The organism is Streptomyces inhibens (assembly GCF_003389455.1).
Classification (GTDB): domain Bacteria; phylum Actinomycetota; class Actinomycetes; order Streptomycetales; family Streptomycetaceae; genus Streptomyces; species Streptomyces inhibens.
The window spans coordinates 33,217-49,983 of record NZ_QUAC01000243.1 but is presented as its reverse complement, the minus strand read 5'-3'; the positions used below and the strand labels follow the sequence as shown (position 1 = coordinate 49,983).

Here is a 16,767-nt window from a genome sequence, read left to right as displayed (position 1 = left end):
GGCGGCCCGGCGCGTATGGCGGGTGGGCCGCGGCCGCTGCCGCCGGTCTCCGGTTGCGGCGCGCGCCGCGTCGTACGCCGATGTCCGGCCCGTCGCGCGCGCAGACGTGTACCTCATGATGAGTCCCCCGATTCCCCCGGTATCCCCCGACTTCCGGCAACTGCCGAAAGAACCAGGCTTCTCCCCCCACAGAAGACTGTCAAGGCCGTTGCCCCGGGCGGAAGTTGGGGGTCAAGCTCCCGGAATTTCTCCTTCCGTACGGATGTGCCGGCCACCTGCGCGTAGGTAGAGTCCCCTGCCATGGCAGCGCTGAGTGATCTTCTCCCCCTGGCGGCCGTACGCCTGGACGTCCCGGCGGCGGACTGGCGCGAAGCGATCCGGGTGGCGGGCGGGCTGCTGGTGGAGACGGAAGCCACCACCGACGCGTACACGGACGAGATGATCCGCAACGTCGAGGACAACGGGCCGTACCTCGTCATCGCACCCGGCTTCGCCCTGGCTCACGCCCGGCCCTCGCCCGCCGTGCGCAGGACCGGGCTCTCCTGGGTCCGCCTGCAACAACCGGTGGAATTCGGCCATGAGGCGAATGACCCGGTGCATCTGGTGGTGGGGCTCGCCGCGCAGGACTCCGGCGCGCACACGGCGGCGATGGCCGCCCTCGCCAAGCTGCTGGCCGACCCGGTGACGGCACGGGCCCTGCGGGACGCGGCCGGTCCGGAGGAGCTGCATGCGGTGCTCGCGGGGCCGACGGGGGAGGGCGCGGACCGGCCGCGCGGCGGGCCCGCCGTACACAAGATCCTTACCGTCTGCGGCAACGGCGTGGGCACCAGTCTGTTCCTCAAGAACACGCTGGAGCAGGTGCTGGACCGCTGGGGCTGGTCCCGCCATGTGACGGTGGAGGCGACCGACACCATCTCGGCCAGGGGCAAGGCGTCCGAGGCCGTCGCGATCCTCACTTCCCGGGAGATCGCCAGGACGCTGGGCGAGCTCGCCGTACCGGTGAAGGTCGTCGAGGACTTCACCAGCGGCCCGGAGGTCGACCGCGTACTCCGCGACACCTACGACGTCTGAGACGCCGACGACCGAGACGCGACGATCGAGACGCGACGTCTGAGAATCGGCGCCTGAGACGCGGCCCCTGAGAAGCGACGCCACCACTCCACCGATCCGGGAGGACGGACAGCCGCCATGCACTGGCTCATATCCCTCGCCATGTTCCTCGTGAACGAGATCCTCAGCCAACCCGCGTATCTGATCGGCCTGATCACCGCGGCGGGCCTGATCGCGCTGAAGAAGACCGCCGGGCAGATCGTCGGCGGCGCCCTCAAGGCGACGCTGGGCTTTCTGCTGATCGGCGCCGGTGCCGGACTGGTGGTCAGCTCGCTCGCGCCGCTGGGCGGCATGATCCAGGGCGCGACCGGCGCGCACGGCGTGATCCCGACCAACGAGGCGATCGTCGGTATCGCCCAGGCGCAGTTCGGTGCCCGGGTCGCCTGGCTGATGATCCTCGGCTTCGCGGTCGCCCTGGTGCTGGCCCGCTTCACACCCCTGCGCTACGTTTTCCTGACGGGCCATCACATGCTCTTCATGGCCACCCTGCTGACGATGGTGCTGGCCACCTCCGGCCGGTCCTCCGTGATCGTGGTGGTCGTCGGCGGACTGCTGCTGGGCGTTCTCCTGGTCGCCATGCCGGCCTTCGCGCACCCCTGGACCAAACGCGTCACCGGCAACAACAGCATCGCCATCGGCCACTTCGGCACCGCCGGCTACATCGTCGCGGGCGCCACCGGACAGCTCGTCGGCAAGCGCAGCCGCAGCACCGAGGACATGAAGCTCCCCGAGGGCCTGCGCTTTCTGCGGGACTCGACGGTCGCCACCGCGCTGTCCATGGTGCTGCTCTACGTCATCATGTCGCTGGTCTACGTGGCCAAGGCCGGCCGGGCGACGGCCTTCAAGGCGTTCGCGGCCGACGGCGGCAGCGCGGCCGGTGACCTCGGCAACTACGTCATGCAGTCCGTCATGCAAGGCCTGCAGTTCGGCATCGCGGTCGCGGTGATCCTCTTCGGCGTCCGTACGATCCTGGGCGAACTGGTCCCGGCATTCCAGGGCATCGCCGGCAGGCTCGTACCGGGCGCGGTGCCGTCCCTCGACGCACCGATCGTCTTCCCGTACGCACAGAACGCCGTGCTCATCGGCTTCCTCGCCAGCTTCGTCGGCGGCCTGGTCAGCCTCGGCCTGCTCACCTGGGTGGGGCATCCGGCGTTCGGCCTCGCGCTGGTCCTGCCGGGCCTCGTACCGCACTTCTTCACCGGCGGCGCGGCCGGCGTCTACGGCAATGCCACCGGCGGCCGACGCGGTGCGGTGCTCGGCGCCTTCCTGAACGGCGTGCTGATCACCTTTCTGCCGGCGCTGCTGCTCAAGGTGCTCGGCGCCTTCGGCAAGGAGAACACCACCTTCGGCGATGCCGACTTCGGCTGGTTCGGCACCCTGATCGGCAACGCGGCCAAGGCGGGCGCGACGGGCGGCGTCCTGGTGATGCTGGCGCTCGGCGCCGTACTCCTGGGCGCCGCGATCCTGTTCCAGAAGCGCGTCGTGGACACCGGCTGGGACCCGGGCGCCCGCCGCGACGCCTTCCTGCCCCGCGAGGCACCCGCGACGTCCGCCACGGCCGTTGCCGAGATCCGGGTCCACGCGAAGATCGCGCCGCCACCGGGGGCGCCGGTCCCGCCTCCGCCTCCCGGACAGCACTGACCGACAGGCCGCTGGACCGAGCGAGGGGCCGCTGCACCGGGTGAAAGGCACCGCAGGCCGCTGCCCTGAGCGTCAGGCCCTCGCCCAGGACCTATCCGTCGCCGAAAACGACCCTCAGCGCCTGATCCACCACGTCGGTCAGATACCCGCGGTCGGCGGCCTTCTCCATCACCCGCAGCCCCTGCGTGAAGGTGACCAGGAACCGGGCCGCGCTCCGTACGTCCGTGCCGGGCGCCAGCTCCCCGTTCGCGCGGGCGCGCAGCAGCAGGGCGGCGAAGGCCTCCTCCATCGACCCGAGCGCGCCCCGCAGGCGGGTGGCGGCCTCCGGGTCACCGGGGAGGCGTTCCATCACCCCGTGGGTGACCATGCACCCCGAGCGCTCCGGGTCCGCGAGCGCGGCATCCACGTAGGAGAGCAGAAACGCGCGCAGGGCAGACAGCGCCGGCCCGGTGCCCGCCAGGTCCTCCTGCGCCTTGGCGGCCTCACCTGCGCTGTAGCGTTCCAGGGCCTTGAGGTAGAGGTCGTGCTTGGAGCCGTAGGCCGCGTACATGCTGGAGCGATTGATGCCCAGCGCCTGTACGAGATCCTGTACGGAGGTGCCCTCGTACCCCTGGCGGCGGAACGTCTCCACCGCCACCGCGAGCGCGGCGTGCGGGTCGAACTCCTTGGGCCTGGCCATGGGGCGTGATGCTACCGGGTGGGCCGTTCGGCGCCCCGCCCGCGCGTGTCCCCGGCACTACCTCTCACTCAGAACTAAAATGGGGGCATGGCTGCAGGGGAGTTCCCCGACTCGCTCGCCGATGTGCTGTCCGTTGTTCCGCGGCTGATCCGGCGCCGGCTGCGGGCCGGCCTGACCACCCCCAGACTGCGCGGCGCCGAGGTGGAACTCCTGCGGCTGGTCGCGGCCCGGCCCGGCATACGGGTCTCGGCCGCCGCGAAGGAGCTCTGTCTCGCGGGCAATTCGGTCTCCACCCTGGTCAATCAGCTCAGCCGGGCCGGCTGTCTGCGCCGCGAGACCGCCCCCGACGACCGCCGCTCGGCACTGCTGTTCCCCACCGCCGCGGCCCGGGCGCGGCTGCGCGACTGGGAGACCCGCCGCAGCGCCCTGGTCCGCGAGCAGGTCGCGCGTCTGCCCGAGGCCGACCAGGCAGCGCTCGCGGCGGCCCTCCCGGCGCTGCGCAGGCTCGCCCACAACCTGCACGAGGAGGCGGACGGCACATGACCACCGACGACAAGCGCGAGCCGGTCCCGGCCGCCGGTCCGACACCCGCCCCACCCTCCCCCCATGCCCCTCTCTCCTCTTCCTCCGCTCCCTCCTCTCCTTCCCCTCATCCCGACGCCGTGACCTGCCACGCCCTGCGCTACGCCTTCGGCGAGACCAAGGCCGTGGACGGCGTGGACCTCTCCGTCCGCACGGGGGAGGTCTTCGGTCTGCTCGGCCCGAACGGCGCGGGCAAGACCACCGCGATCCGCTGCATCACCACCCTCCTGCCCGTCCCGCCCGGCATGGTGCGGGTGTTCGGGCACGACGCGGCGAAGGAGCGGATGGCGGTCCGCCGGCTGCTCGGGTACGTACCGCAGCAGCTGTCCGCCGACGCCGGGCTGACCGGCCGCGAGAACGTCGAACTCTTCGCCCGGGTCTTCGACGTCTCCCGCCGCGAGCGCGCCGCACGCGTCACCCAGGCGCTGGAGGCGGTCGGCCTCACCGACGCGGCCGGCCGGCTCGCCAAGACGTACTCCGGCGGCATGATCCGCCGCCTCGAACTCGCCCAGGCGCTGGTCAGCGCGCCCCGTCTGCTGATGCTCGACGAGCCGACGATCGGCCTCGACCCGATCGCCCGCACCAGCGTCTGGGCACACATCAACGCGGTACGGGCCGCCACCGGCATGACCGTGCTGGTGACCACGCACTACATGGACGAGGCCGACCAGTACTGCGACCGCGTCGCCCTGATGCACCACGGCCGGATCCGCGCCCTCGGCACACCGGACGAACTTCGCGCCGCCCTACGCGCCCGCCGCCGCGCCGCCCACACCTCGTCCCCAACAGCCACGCCCGCCCCCTCGACCCCATCGGCCCCATCGCGCTCGTCCGACGCCGCACCGACGCTGGAGGACGTCTTCCGGGACGTCGCCGGCAGCGGCCTCGACGAGCAGTCAGGAGACTTCCGCGATGTCCGAAGCACCCGCCGCACCGCGAACCGAGTCGGCTGACACCGCCACCACCACCGGCGCCGGCCGGCTGGACCTGCTGCTGGTCCCGCCGCGCCCCCGCACCGGCTGGCGGGTGCTGCCCGCCAGGGTCGTCGCGATGTGCATGGTCGAACTGCAGAAGCTGCGCCACGACCGGACCGAGCTGTACACCCGCGCCGTCCAGCCCGCCCTCTGGCTCCTGGTCTTCGGTGAGACCTTCACCCGCATCCACGCCATCCCGACCGGCGGTACCCCGTACATCGACTATCTGGCGCCCGGCATCATCGCCCAGTCGGCCATGTTCATCGCGATCTTCTACGGCATCATGATCATCTGGGAGCGGGATGCCGGCATCCTCACCAAGCTGCTGGTCACCCCGACCCCACGATCCGCCCTGATCGCCGGCAAGGCCTTCGCCGCCGGGGTGAAGGCGCTGATCCAGGCCGTGGTGGTGATCGCCATCGCCGCACTGCTCGGGGTGGCCATGACCTGGAACCCGCTACGCCTGCTCGGCGTGGTCGTCGCGGTGGTCCTCGGCTCGGCCTTCTTCGCCTGTCTGTCGATGACGATCGCCGGAATCGTGCTCACCCGTGACCGCCTGATGGGTATCGGCCAGGCCATCACCATGCCGCTCTTCTTCGCCTCCAACGCCCTCTACCCGGTGGCGATCATGCCCGGCTGGCTCCAGACGGTCAGCAAGCTCAACCCCCTGAGCTACCAGGTCGACGCCCTCCGCGGCCTGCTCCTCGGCACCCAGGCCCACCTGGCCCTGGACTACGCCGTCCTGGTCGCGGCCGCAGCACTCGGCATCGCCGCCGCCTCCTCACTCCTGGGCCGCCTGGCCCGCTGACCCCACCTCACTGCTCCACCCACACCCAGCCACCGTCCGCCGCCCTGCGCACGGGGAAGACGCCATAGGCCGGGCCCGCCCCACCCGCACCCACCTGAAGCAGGAACTCCCGGTACTCCCCGGGAAGCCGCACCCCCGACCAGGCCTCCAGCTCGGCCAGTTCCACCACCGTCAGCGGATCGTCCAGCCCGCCCCCACCGTACGAGCCACCACTGACAACGCACCGTTCAGCTCGGTGGCCGGAAGGCGCTCGTCCCCGTCAGAGCCAGTCCCGCCGCTTGAAGACGAAGTACAGGCTCACACAGACCACGGCCATCAGCCCGATCGCGAAGGGGTAGCCGAAACCCCAGTGCAGTTCCGGCATGTTCTGGAAATTCATGCCGTAGATGGTGCCGACGAGGGTCGGGGCGAAGAGGATGGCGGCCCACGACGAGATTTTTTTAATCTCCTCGTTCTGTTCGAAGCCGGCCTCGGCCAGGGCCCGCATTTCGGCGTTCTGCTGCTGGTTCACCAGCGTGGCGTTGACGGTGAGGATGTCCTGCAACGCCTGCCGGAAGCCGTCCACGCGGTCCGTCGTGTGCAACACATGGTCGGCCACGTCGCGCAGATAGCGGCGCAGTTCCTCGTCGATGGCGTACTTCTCGAAGCCCGCGGTCAGGCTTTCGAGGATGTCGTTCAGCGGGCGGGTGGCGCGCTGGAATTCCACGACCTCGCGGGAGAGTTCATAAATACGGCGGGAGGCCCGGGGGTCGCCGCCGAAGACCTCGGTCTCGATTTCGTCGATGTCGTTCTGGACGCCGGCGACGACCGGCGCGTAGCCGTCGACGACCGCGTCGAGGATCGCGTAGAGCACGGCTTCGGGGCCGCGCTTGAGGAGCTCGGGGGCGTCCTCCATGCGGTGGCGTACGGCCGACAGATCGGGGGCACCGCCGTGCCGCACGGTGATCACGAAGTCGCGGCCGACGAAGACGTGCAGCTCGCCGAAGTCGACCACCTCGCGGTCGTCGAGATAGCGCGCGGCGCGCAGGACGACGAAGAGGGTGCCGCCGTAGCGCTCCAGCTTGGGCCGCTGGTGGGCCTCCAGGGCGTCCTCGACGGCGAGCGGATGGAGGTCGAACTCCGAGGCAAGGGTGACGAGTTCGGCCGGGGTGGGGCGATGCAGCCCGATCCAGGCCAGGGTGCCGGAGGCGTCGCGCTGCTGCCGGAAGGCGTCGGCGAGCGTGTCGTGGGTGCTGACGCGGTGTCCGTCGCGGTAGAGGGCGGCGCTGATGACGCTGCTGGTGGTTTCGGCCGGCGGTTCCGGCGCGTCGGAGTGGCCCGTGGTCTCGGCGGGTGGGGGCCCGGCAGGCCGCTTCTTCGCGGGTTTGCGCAGGCCACGCAGACGGCGGCCGGGAGGCTCAGGACTCACGACAGAACCGACCTCCGTCACAAGGGGGGATGAACAGGCACACACAATCTCGACGCAGGATATCTGCCGAGGATGTCGGCACAGGTCAGGAGCCATGGTGCAGGATGGAACGGGACGTGGCGCGGCGTGTGTCGCGTCCGTCGAGCTTTGTATGTTTATCTCTAGAATTGTGCGATGCAGATACCGCAGATAGCCAGCGCTCCTCTGGGTGAGGTGATTCGGTGAACGGCCCCGATGCCACCGACGAGCAGTGGGAAGGGCTCGCCGAGGTCGTCCCGCTCCGCAGCAGCAGCAAATGGCCTTCCTGGTCCGACCACCGTGCCCTCCCCGAGGAGGAGCCGGCGGAGGAGCCGCGGCGGTTCATCGTCATCCGCGTCCAGACCTTCGCGGACGCCCGTGAGGTCGCCGAGTACCTGATGACGCAGATCCCGGTCCTGCTGGACCTCAGCAGCGCCGACGCCGATGTCGCCAAGCGCATCCTGGACTTCTCCAGCGGAGTCGTCTTCGGGCTGGGCAGCGGGATGCATCGCGTCGACACCAATGTCTTCCTGCTGGCGCCGGTCGGCACCGAGGTCGCGGAAGAGGCAACGGGGGTCGTCCCCCGTTCGTAGGAAGAGCAGTTGGGCGTAACGGTTCTCCGGTCGGGGCGCTGCATAGCGTCCCCTCATGGATACCGACAGTGTGCGACCGGCGGTCACCGAGTTACGGCTGTCCGCCTTCAAGACCCACCGTGGCATCACCCTGCCGCTCGGCCCGCTGACCCTGTTGAGCGGCGAGAGCGGAAGCGGTAAGTCCAGTGCGCTGCAGGCGTACGAGATCCTCGCCCGGCTCGGCAGCGGGGAGCCGCTCACACGGGCCGTGGGGGAGGTGGCGGGCGGTCCGTCGGCGTGTGTGCCGGCGGGGGCGCGTCCCGACGGGCAGGGGCGGCGCGGGTTCCGTATCGGCTGCACGGTCGACGGCCCGGCCGGCCCCGTCAGCCTCGATCTCGCCGTACAAGCCGAGCCCGAACTCCGCATCGTCGGCGAGCGGTTGACCGGTGGCGGCGAGACGCTGCTCACCACCGCGCTCACCGACCCCACCCGCCCCGCCGTCCAGGCGGCCTGGCACACCGCCGGCGCGACCCCGGTGACCCGTGCGCCGCTCCCCGACGACCGGCTGGGTACGTCTCTGCTGCCGTTGCGGGTCGCGGGTAAGACGGCGGGCCAGCGGCTGGTCCTGGCAGCGGCCGAGCAGGTCGTGGTCGCGCTCCGGTCGGCGTTTGTGTGCGACCCGCGGCCGGAGGTCATGCGGGGAGCGGGGGCGGGTGGGGCCGGTGGGAGTGGTGGATGTGGCGTGGGTGGCGGGGCCGGTGGTGGTCGGGGGAGTACGGGGCAGGGGAGCGGAGCCCGTGGCGGTGGCGGTGGCCGGGGAGGGGGCGCGGGGAGCGGCTCGGGGAAGACGGGAGGGGCCGGAGGAGCCGGTGCTGCCGGTGGAGCTGTCGGGGCCTGGGGTACGCGGGGGCGCAGAGGGAGCGGAGGCGGCGGGGAGGCCGGTGGCTGGGGGCGCGACGTGGGGGAGGAGCGCGACGAGGGGCGGCTGCGGTCGTCCTGCGACAACCTGCCCGCCGTGTTGGAGCGTACGAGCCGGGAGTGTGCGCGGCGGCATGCGGTGCTGGTCGCGGCGGTACGGGAGGCATGCGCCGGCCCCGTCGACGGGCTGCGCGCGGTGCCGCGGCAGCCGAGCGGTACGAGCGAGGGGACGGCCACGGCTCCGGCGGGGCACGGCGCGGCACACGGCCCGCAGACCGGCCAGGAGGCGGCAGGTGCGGCGGGTGTGCGGGCCGTGCTCGACCGGGGTGAGCTCGGGGAGATGCCCGTCGAGCAGCTCGGCGACGGTGAGCTGCGCTTTCTTGCGCTGGCGCTGGTGCTGCTCACCGGGCCGGGCGTGCTGGCCATGGATCCGGCGGGGGAGATTCCGTCGGCCCAGCAGCAGATGACGGTCATGGCGGACGGGATGGACCGCTGTATGGACCGCAGACAGGCGCGCGAGCTGATGTCGCTGGCCGTGCGGATGGCCGAGCGCGGGCATGTCCGGCTGCTGGGGACGGTGCGGGACCCGTCGGTCGTCGACGGGCTGCCCGGCGTGCAGGTGCTACACCTAGGGGCATGAGTGAGGATCTTCAAGCGCTGCAGCGCCGCCTGGCCGAATTCGCGGCCGCGCGGGACTGGCAGCAGTACCACACCCCCAAGAACCTGGCCGCGGCGCTCAGCGTGGAGGCGGCGGAACTCGTCGAGATCTTCCAGTGGTTGACGCCGGAGGAGTCGGCGAGGGTGATGTCCGATCCGCGGAAGGCCGGCCGGGTCGAGGACGAGGTCGCGGACGTACTGGCGTATCTGCTGCAGTTCTGCCAGACGCTGGGGATCGACGCCCTGACGGCGCTCGCCGCGAAGATCGAGCGCAACGAGTCGCGATTCCCGGCGGTCCGTGACGCACGGCCGGACCGGCCGCGGGAGGGTGAGGAGTAAGAGGGCGGCGCGGGCGAGGCCGGCGGTACGGGCGGGGTGGGTACGGCGCGGCGGGGGCGGCGAGGCGGGGGCGTCGGTCCCCGCCTCGTTTTCGTTGAATCGAGCTCCCGGCTCATTCCGCCCCTTTCCGGATTTCCAGTGACCTGTGCCGGTCATGTGACGGGTGGGGGTGCTGTGGCGTGCGGGGAAGGAGCGGATCCGTATCCACTCGCTGTCACTCTCCGGAGTCATGGATCTTTCCACATCGCCTCGCTTGTCCACAGATTTGCGAATTCCCCTGGCTTTTTTGGGTGTTCGCATTCACTCTGGGTAGTGGAAAGAGTGCAGGGTGCATGCGAGTGACGAGGGAAGGAGGGGCGCGGATGGACGCGGTGCGGATCATCGCGGCCAGTCGGCGCAGTCTGACGGAGGCGACCACGCTTCAGGACGTGATCGTCGAGGCATGGCAGGCGCAAGCCTTGGCGGAGGCGATCGGCAGCCATCTCGCGATATTCGGGCCGTATGAAGTGCGGTCCAGAGCCCGAGGGTTGGGCGACGCGGGCGGGCGGTTCAGCGGGGGACTGCTGTGCCCGGTATCGGCCACCGGTGGGCTGCGGGCGGCTCAGCTGTCCGAAGTGCGCGACGTCAGGGCCGCTTTACTCGGCCTGTGCCGACTACTACAAGAGGTGTGCGAGGCGCTGGTGGGAGTGGTGCTGCTCGCAGACGAGGAGGCGATGTACTGGAACTGCGTCGAGGCCATGGACACGGTCGACGAAGCGAGAGATCGCGTGTCCGGAATACTGGAGAAGCTGGAGGTGCGCGACCGGAATCCTGCCTGAGGTAGGACAACAGAGGTAGGACAACACCAGACCGACCGCGTCCACGCGGAATGCCATGCCCCGGACGGTGCCCGCCGGCCGCGGGGCCAGGAGCACTCACGCCCCACACCTCGACGGCACGCCCGCCGTCGGGCTCGCCTCCCCAACTGCCGCTGCCACTGCCACTGCCCGTCGCCCTTTCGCGCCCTGCGTGCCGACCTGAGAGCCGGCATACGAGTTGGCCCACGAGCCGACCTACGAGCTGAGGCCGACCCCCGACGTGCCCTAGTCACCCGCTGCCCGATGGGGGCAACTCCACACGCGCCACTGTGGATCCACACGCCGCTGCGGATCGGATCCACGCACCACTGCGGACCTCGTTCCGCCCGTGGGTCGCCCGGTCGCGCCGCCCGCGCGGCCGACACTCTCGCACTACTCGCACCACTCGCACCACTCGCACGGTCCGACCAGTCCCCGCGGCTCGAACCGTCCCCGCGGCTCGAACCGTCCCCGCCCTGACGGTTGGTCCGCCGCTCGGCGTGCAGGATGGAGGTATGGATCTACGAATCTTCACCGAGCCCCAGCAGGGGGCTTCCTACGACACCCTTCTGAAGGTCGCCAAAGCCACGGAGGATCTTGGGTTCGATGCGTTCTTCCGCTCGGACCACTATCTCCGGATGGGCGCTACCGACGGGCTGCCCGGCCCGACGGACGCCTGGATCACCCTGGCCGGCCTGGCTCGTGAGACCCGGCGTATCCGGCTCGGCACGCTCATGACGGCTGGCACCTTCCGGCTGCCGGGTGTGCTGGCCATCCAGGTGGCCCAGGTCGACCAGATGTCCGGCGGCCGGGTCGAACTCGGCCTCGGAGCGGGCTGGTTCGAGGAGGAGCACAAGGCGTACGGCATTCCGTTCCCCAAGGAGAAGTTCGCGCGGCTGGAAGAGCAGCTGGAGATCATCACCGGCCTGTGGGCCACGGAGACAGGAAAGGAGTTCAGCTACGACGGGACCTACTACCAGCTGGAGAAGTCGCCCGCGCTGCCCAAGCCCGCCCAGGGCAAGGTGCCGGTGCTGGTCGGCGGGCACGGTGCGACGCGTACACCGCGGCTGGCGGCGCAGTACGCCGATGAGTTCAACATCCCCTTCGCCTCGCTCGAAGACAGTGAGCGCCAGTTCGGACGGGTGCGGGCGGCCGCCGAAGCCGCCGGGCGGAAGGGCGATGAGCTGGTGTACTCCAACGCCCTCGTGGCCTGCGTCGGCAAGAACGATGCCGAGGTGGCGCGGCGGGCCGCGGCCATCGGGCGGAGTGTGGACGAACTGAAGGCCAACGGCCTTGCGGGCTCACCCGCCGAGGTCGTCGACAAGATCGGGCGTTACGCCGCCATCGGCGCCTCTCGTGTCTACCTGCAGATGCTGGACCTCGATGATCTGGACCACCTCGAACTGATCTCGACGCAGGTGCAGTCGCAGCTGAGCTGAGCCGGGCGAACCGGGCTGAGCCGAGTCGAGATGAGCTGAGTCGCGCTGAGCTGGGCTGAACTGAGTCGAGCTGGGCCGAGACGGGTCGTGCTGAGTCGAGACGGGTCGTGCTGAGTCGAGACGGGTCGTGCTGAGTCGAGATGGCGTCGGGTCGAGTCGAGATGGCGTCGAGCCGAGATGGCGTCGGGCTGAGTCGAGATGGCGTCGGGCCGAGTGAAGATGATGTCGGGCGGTGCGGTCGGAAAACCGGTGTGGATCGGGGCGCGTTGCGGCAATACTCGGACGTGTGTTTCTGACGATAACCACCACCGGCAGCGCCGACCGTCCCGCGACCGACCTCGGATTCCTGCTGCACAAACATCCTGACAAGTCGCAGCAGTTCTCGACGTCGCACGGCACCGCGCACGTCCTCTACCCGGAGGCGGACGCACAACGGTGCACGGCAGCGCTGCTGTTGGAAGTCGATCCGATCGCCCTGGTCCGCCGGAACCGCGGAAAGAGCCGTGGCGGCGCTCCGGATTCGGCGCTCGGTCAGTATGTGAACGACCGGCCGTACGCGGCTTCCTCACTGCTGGCGGTGGCGCTGCGGAGCGTCTTCGCGAGCGCGATGAAGGGGCAGTGCACGGCGCGGCCCGAGCTGGTGGCGCGGGCGATGCCGTTGCGTATCGAGGTCCCGGTGCTGCCCGCCAGGGGCGGCGCCGAGCTGGTGCGCAAGCTGTTCCAGCCGCTGGGCTGGACGGTGCTGGCCGAGCCGGTGCCGCTGGACGAGACCTTCCCGGAGTGGGGCGACTCCCGCTACGTACGGCTCGTCCTGGAGGGGGAGCGCACGCTCGCCGAGGCGCTGCGGCATCTGTATGTGCTGCTGCCGGTGCTGGACGACGCCAAGCACTACTGGGTCGCGCCCGATGAGGTCGACAAGCTGCTGCGGGCCGGCGAGGGCTGGCTGGAGGACCACCCGGAGCAGCGGGTGATCGTCGGCCGCTATCTGGCGCGGCGCTGGTTGCTGACCCGCCAGGCCATGGAGCGGCTGGAGCTGGAGCGGCTGGCCGAGTCGGACGATGTGGCCGCGGAGGAGATCGACAATGCGGTGGACGAGGAGGCGGACACCGAGGAGAAGCCGGTGCCGCTCGCCGTACAGCGGCGGGAGGCGATTCTCGGCGTGCTGCGCTCGGCCAAGGCGGCGCGGGTGCTCGACCTGGGCTGCGGGCAGGGCCAGTTGGTCGGTGCGTTGCTCAAGGAAGGGCAGTTCACCGAGATCGTCGGTGTGGATGTGTCGATGCCGGCGCTGCACGAGGCGCGGCGCCGGCTGCGGCTGGACCGGATGTCCGAGCGGCAGTCCGAGCGCGTACGGCTCGTACAGGGGTCGCTGGCGTACACCGACAGCAGGCTGAAGGGGTATGACGCGGCGGTGCTGAGCGAGGTCGTCGAGCATGTCGATCCGGCGAGGCTGCCNAGGTCGTCGAGCATGTCGATCCGGCGAGGCTGCCGGCGCTGGAGTACGCGGTGTTCGGGGCGGCCAGGCCACGGGCGGTCGTGGTGACCACGCCGAACGTCGAGTACAACGTGCGCTGGGAGTCACTGCCGGCCGGCCAGGTACGGCATGCGGACCATCGCTTCGAGTGGACACGGGAGGAGTTCCGGCAGTGGGCGCGGGAGGTCGCCGCGCGGCACGGCTACGAGGTGAGCTTCGGACCGGTGGGGCCGGACGACCCCGAGGTCGGCCCGCCCACCCAGCTTGCGCACTTCCGAATCGCCGGTGACGGCAGCAGCGCCGGTGACGGCAGTGGTGCAGGCAGTGGCAGGGGCGATAGTGGTAATGACGGCAGGAGCAGTTCGGTGAGCGGGAAGGAGGTCGCGGCATGACGGACGCCGACCGTACGGAGCACGAGAACGAGAACCGGAACGAGAACCGGAACGAGAACCGGAACGAGAACCAGAACCCGAACCAGGACGAGAGCCGGAACGGGAACCAGCACAGGCACGAGGCCCCGCAGGAGAGCCCGCGCCAGCACCAGCCGCAGCCGAATCCGCCGCAGGCCCGGCCGCTCCCCGGCCCCGAGCCGGCGTCGCGTGCGCTCGCCGTCCCCGACCTCTCGCTCGTGGTGCTGATCGGAGCCACCGGTTCCGGCAAGTCCACCTTTGCCGCGCGGCACTTCAAGCCGACCGAAGTGATCTCCTCGGACTTCTGCCGGGGCCTGGTCAGCGACGACGAGAACGACCAGAGCGCCAGCGGCGACGCGTTCGAGGTGCTGCACTTCATCGCGGGCAAGCGGCTGGCGGCCGGGCGGCTGACGGTCGTCGATGCCACCAATGTGCAGCCCGAGGCGCGCGCCGACCTGGTGCGGCTGGCCCGGGAGCATGACGTACTGCCGGTGGCGATCGTGCTGGACGTGCCCGAGCAGGTCTGTGCCGCGCGCAATGCGGCGCGCGCCGACCGGGCCGGGCTGCCGCGCCGTGTCATCCAGCGCCACCAGCGTGAACTGCGCCGATCCTTGCGGCATTTGGAGCGCGAGGGATTCCGCAAGGTGCACATCCTGCGCGGCCAGGAGGAGGTGGAGTCCGCCGAGGTCGTCATGGAGCGGCGGTTCAACGATCTGCGCCATCTCACCGGCCCGTTCGACATCGTCGGTGACATCCACGGCTGCCGTTCCGAGCTGGAGACGCTGCTCGGCAGGCTGGGCTATGCGCTGGTGCGCGACGAGCTCGGCAGAGCCGTGGACGCGGCGCATCCGGAGGGCCGTACGGCCGTCTTCGTCGGTGACCTCGTCGACCGCGGGCCGGACAGCCCCGGCGTGCTGCGCCTGGTGATGGGCATGGTCGGGGCCGGGCATGCGCTGTGTGTGCCGGGCAACCACGAGAACAAGCTCGGCCGCTACCTCAAGGGCCGCAAGGTGCAGCACACCCACGGACTCGCCGAGACCATCGAGCAACTGGACAAGGAGGACGCCGCCTTCCGTACCGAGGTCGGGGAGTTCATCCACGGCCTGGTCAGCCACTACGTCCTGGACGGCGGCGGGCTGGTGGTCTGCCACGCCGGACTGCCGGAGAAGTACCACGGCCGGACCTCGGGCCGGGTGCGGTCCTTCGCGCTGTACGGCGACACGACCGGCGAGACCGACGAGTTCGGCCTGCCGGTGCGCTACCCGTGGGCCGAGGACTACCGCGGCCGCGCCGCCGTCGTCTACGGCCACACGCCCACCCCGCGCGCCAACTGGCTCAACAACACCATCTGCCTGGACACCGGCTGTGTCTTCGGCGGCACGATGACCGCGCTGCGCTGGCCGGAGCGCGAGCTGGTGGACGTACCGGCGGAGCAGGTCTGGTACGAGCCCACCAAACCGCTGGCCACCGAAGCGCCCGGTGGGGCGGACGGCCGTCCGCTCGATCTGAACGATGTGGCGGGGCGCCGGATCGTGGAGACCCGGTACATGGGCCGGCTCGCGGTCAAGGAGGAGAACGCCGCGGCCGCGCTGGAGGTGATGAGCCGCTTCGCGATCGACCCGCGGCTGCTGCCGTACCTCCCGCCGACGATGGCGCCCTGCGCGACCTCGACGGCGGACGTCCGCGGCGAGGCCGACGGGGGCTATCTGGAGCACCCCGCGGAGGCGTTCGCCGGCTACCGGGCGGACGGTGTGCGGGAGGTGGTGTGCGAGGAGAAGCACATGGGGTCCCGTGCGGTGGTCCTGGTGTGCCGCGACGAAACGGTGGCCGCCGACCGCTTCGGGGTGCCGAAGGGGGTGTCGGGTGCCCTGTACACCCGCACCGGCCGGCCGTTCTTCGACGACCCGGAGATGACCGAGTCCCTCTTGCAGCGGGTCCGCGAGTGCGTCGAAGGGGCCGGCCTGTGGGCGGAGCTGGAGACCGACTGGCTGCTGCTGGACGCGGAGTTGATGCCGTGGTCCCTGAAGGCGACCGGTCTGCTGCGCAAGCAGTACGCGGCCGTGGGCGCGGCCTCCGGGGCGGCGTTCCCGGGGGCGCTCGGCGCGCTGGAGGCGGCCGCCGCCCGGGGCGTCGACGTGGCGTCGCTGCTCGACCGGCAGCGCGACCGGGCCGCGGACGCCGCGGCGTTCACGGAGGCGTACCGGCGCTACTGCTGGCGCGTTGGTACGGCGGCGGCGGACGGTGCCGGTGAGTCGGCCGGGCAGCAGCCGCCCGGCCTCGGTGCGCTGGACGGGATCCGGCTCGCGCCGTTCCAGATTCTCGCGGTGCAGGGGCGCAGCCTCGCCGGGCTGGCGCACACCGAACAGCTTGCGCTGATCGACCGGATGATCGCGGCGGAGGGTGCGAGGGCGGCCCGGGACGGTGCCACGGCCGCCGAGGGCGCGGCGGACCGGCCGGGGCTGCTGGCACCGACCCGGCGGCTCGTCGTCGACACCGAGGACGAGGCGTCGGTCGCGGCCGGTATCGCCTGGTGGCTGGACCTGACGGCCGACGGCGGTGAGGGCATGGTCGTCAAGCCGCTGCGGGCGCTGATACGGCAGGCCGACGGGCGGCTCGTACAGCCGGGCGTCAAGTGCCGCGGCCGCGAGTACCTGCGGATCATCTACGGACCGGAGTACACCCGCCCGGAGAACCTCAAGCGCCTGCGGATCCGTCATCTGGGCCATAAGCGCTCGCTGGCCCTGCGGGAGTACGCACTCGGCCTGGAGGCGCTCGACCGGATGGCGGACGGCGAACCGCTGTGGCGGGTGCACGAGGCGGTCTTCGCGGTGCTCGCGCTGGAGTCGGAGCCGGTGGACCCGCGGTTGTAGGGGGCCGGAGGGGGAGGGGCGCCGGTTGCCCTTCC

Annotated in this window: 13 protein-coding genes and 3 pseudogenes; 13 read left to right on the top strand and 3 right to left on the bottom strand. The window is 70.9% G+C overall.

From position 1 onward, the window contains the following. The first annotated feature begins 300 nt into the window (after positions 1 to 300). Positions 301 to 1,071 carry a PTS sugar transporter subunit IIAB gene (locus DY245_RS31510; RefSeq protein WP_128510613.1) on the top strand — a complete coding sequence of 257 codons (771 nt, stop codon included), beginning with the start codon at positions 301 to 303 and terminating at the stop codon, positions 1,069 to 1,071. A gap of 117 nt (positions 1,072 to 1,188) precedes the next feature. Further along, positions 1,189 to 2,751 (top strand): PTS ascorbate transporter subunit IIC, encoded by a 1,563-nt coding sequence (locus DY245_RS31505; RefSeq protein ID WP_128510612.1) that lies wholly within the window; start codon positions 1,189 to 1,191, stop codon positions 2,749 to 2,751. A 91-nt stretch (positions 2,752 to 2,842) separates the two neighbouring features. On the opposite strand, the gene DY245_RS31500 is transcribed toward DY245_RS31505, so the two are convergent. Then, a complete protein-coding gene (locus DY245_RS31500) occupies positions 2,843 to 3,430 on the bottom strand; it encodes a TetR/AcrR family transcriptional regulator (RefSeq protein ID WP_128510611.1) in 588 nt (195 codons plus the stop codon). Between the two features lie 87 nt (positions 3,431 to 3,517). Here DY245_RS31500 and DY245_RS31495 point away from each other — a divergent pair, with 87 nt between their 5' ends. The 3 genes from DY245_RS31495 to DY245_RS31485 are packed head-to-tail and all read left to right on the top strand — an operon-like array spanning position 3,518 to position 5,794. Further along, positions 3,518 to 3,973 carry a MarR family winged helix-turn-helix transcriptional regulator gene (locus tag DY245_RS31495; protein WP_128510610.1) on the top strand — a complete coding sequence of 152 codons (456 nt, stop codon included), beginning with the start codon at positions 3,518 to 3,520 and terminating at the stop codon, positions 3,971 to 3,973. Next, a complete protein-coding gene (locus tag DY245_RS31490; protein WP_244943389.1) occupies positions 3,970 to 4,965 on the top strand; it encodes an ATP-binding cassette domain-containing protein in 996 nt (331 codons plus the stop codon). The genes DY245_RS31495 and DY245_RS31490 overlap by 4 nt, the downstream gene beginning before the upstream one ends. Further along, positions 4,925 to 5,794, top strand: a complete 870-nt coding sequence (locus DY245_RS31485) for an ABC transporter permease (RefSeq protein ID WP_128510609.1) — start codon at positions 4,925 to 4,927, stop codon at positions 5,792 to 5,794. Before DY245_RS31490 ends, DY245_RS31485 begins: the two co-directional genes overlap by 41 nt. 19 nt (positions 5,795 to 5,813) lie before the next feature. On the opposite strand, the pseudogene DY245_RS31480 reads toward DY245_RS31485, so the two are convergent. Both DY245_RS31480 and DY245_RS31475 read right to left on the bottom strand, forming a co-directional pair. Then, positions 5,814 to 5,981, bottom strand: a pseudogene (locus DY245_RS31480) (SMI1/KNR4 family protein); the annotation flags it as partial. A gap of 72 nt (positions 5,982 to 6,053) precedes the next feature. After that, on the bottom strand, positions 6,054 to 7,202 hold the full coding sequence (locus DY245_RS31475) for a magnesium and cobalt transport protein CorA (RefSeq protein WP_128510608.1): 1,149 nt from the start codon (positions 7,200 to 7,202) through the stop codon (positions 6,054 to 6,056). A gap of 221 nt (positions 7,203 to 7,423) precedes the next feature. Between DY245_RS31475 and DY245_RS31470 the strand changes: the two genes are divergently transcribed. From DY245_RS31470 to DY245_RS31440, 8 genes and pseudogenes are all read left to right on the top strand, one after another. Next, positions 7,424 to 7,813 carry a cell division protein SepF gene (locus DY245_RS31470; protein WP_128510607.1) on the top strand — a complete coding sequence of 130 codons (390 nt, stop codon included), beginning with the start codon at positions 7,424 to 7,426 and terminating at the stop codon, positions 7,811 to 7,813. A 55-nt stretch (positions 7,814 to 7,868) separates the two neighbouring features. Further along, positions 7,869 to 9,350 (top strand): AAA family ATPase, encoded by a 1,482-nt coding sequence (locus DY245_RS31465; RefSeq protein ID WP_128510606.1) that lies wholly within the window; start codon positions 7,869 to 7,871, stop codon positions 9,348 to 9,350. Then, positions 9,347 to 9,706: a nucleotide pyrophosphohydrolase gene (locus DY245_RS31460; protein ID WP_128510605.1), complete on the top strand. Its 360-nt coding sequence runs from the start codon at positions 9,347 to 9,349 to the stop codon at positions 9,704 to 9,706. The genes DY245_RS31465 and DY245_RS31460 overlap by 4 nt, the downstream gene beginning before the upstream one ends. Before the next feature lie 362 nt (positions 9,707 to 10,068). Then, entirely contained in the window at positions 10,069 to 10,524 is a 456-nt protein-coding gene (locus DY245_RS31455; protein ID WP_128510604.1) for a DUF6099 family protein, read from the top strand. Positions 10,525 to 11,057: 533 nt separating this feature from the next. After that, positions 11,058 to 11,981, top strand: coding sequence for an LLM class F420-dependent oxidoreductase (locus DY245_RS31450; protein ID WP_128510603.1), 924 nt, complete (start codon positions 11,058 to 11,060; stop codon positions 11,979 to 11,981). A gap of 286 nt (positions 11,982 to 12,267) precedes the next feature. After that, positions 12,268 to 13,433: pseudogene (locus tag DY245_RS31445) on the top strand (3' terminal RNA ribose 2'-O-methyltransferase Hen1); the annotation flags it as partial. A gap of 1 nt (position 13,434) precedes the next feature. Next, positions 13,435 to 13,844: pseudogene (locus tag DY245_RS47025) on the top strand (3' terminal RNA ribose 2'-O-methyltransferase Hen1); the annotation flags it as partial. Beyond that, positions 13,841 to 16,732: a polynucleotide kinase-phosphatase gene (locus tag DY245_RS31440; RefSeq protein WP_128510602.1), complete on the top strand. Its 2,892-nt coding sequence runs from the start codon at positions 13,841 to 13,843 to the stop codon at positions 16,730 to 16,732. The pseudogene DY245_RS47025 and the gene DY245_RS31440, both read left to right, overlap by 4 nt. Positions 16,733 to 16,767: the final 35 nt, after the last annotated feature.